Origin of the sequence: Mesorhizobium sp. M7A.F.Ca.ET.027.02.1.1 (genome assembly GCF_004022985.1) — a bacterium.
GTDB lineage: Bacteria > Pseudomonadota > Alphaproteobacteria > Rhizobiales > Rhizobiaceae > Mesorhizobium.
The window spans coordinates 1-756 of record NZ_RZOL01000863.1; the positions used below are offsets into that span (position 1 = coordinate 1).

Consider the following 756-nt stretch of genomic DNA (forward strand, 5'->3'; position numbering starts at 1 on the left):
TCCACATAGAGAAGTTGCCGTTCCGTCGCGATGACCTCGTCGAGTTCGAATTCGTCGGCGACGTCCGCCACACGGGCCGCGAGCGGCAGAACGCCTTCATCGCAGGCGACGACGAGCACCGCCCGGAACTCCAGGCCCTTGGCGAGATGCATGGTGCCGACCAGGGCGGCGGCGGCATCGCTGGCCTTTCCGGAAGATACGGTGCGATGCGGGAGTGCGGCGGCCTCGGCAATCGCTCGCGCGCGCGGAAGTTCGGCCGAGGAACGGACGAAAATGGCGATCTGATCGGGCGGGATGCGGTCTTCGAGCGATTGGCGGATAAAAGCGGCTGCCGCGTCGCGTTCGGCCGCCTCGTCGTCGGCGATCACCACTGTCGGCTCGAGCCCCTCGAACACCGATACCGCACCGCGCCGATCGTCCTCCAAGCCGTCGACGTCACGGATGGTTTTTGGAAGCAGGCGGTCAGCCATCTGCCTGATCTGCTGGGATGTGCGGTAATTCACCTTCAACGTGAAGGAGCGGCCGCGCACGTCGATGCCGAGCCCCTTCCACGAGAAAGGCTGCTGAAAGATCCGCTGGCCGATGTCGCCTGCGAAGAAGAGCGCATCGGGGCTGTCAGGCGCGATAGCCGCAAGGAAGCGCAACTCCGAAACGCCGAGATCCTGCGCCTCGTCGACCACGATATGCGTGAACGGCTTTTCGGCGCGCGCCGCATAGGTCCGTGTCACGCTGTCGAACAGCGAAGCCGGCGTGAAC

1 protein-coding gene is annotated in these 756 nt (G+C 65.1%); it reads right to left on the bottom strand.

The window, feature by feature from the left end; genetic code table 11:
- On the bottom strand, positions 1-756 hold a 756-nt coding region (locus tag EN749_RS36680), incomplete at both ends, for a 3'-5' exonuclease (protein WP_189368035.1).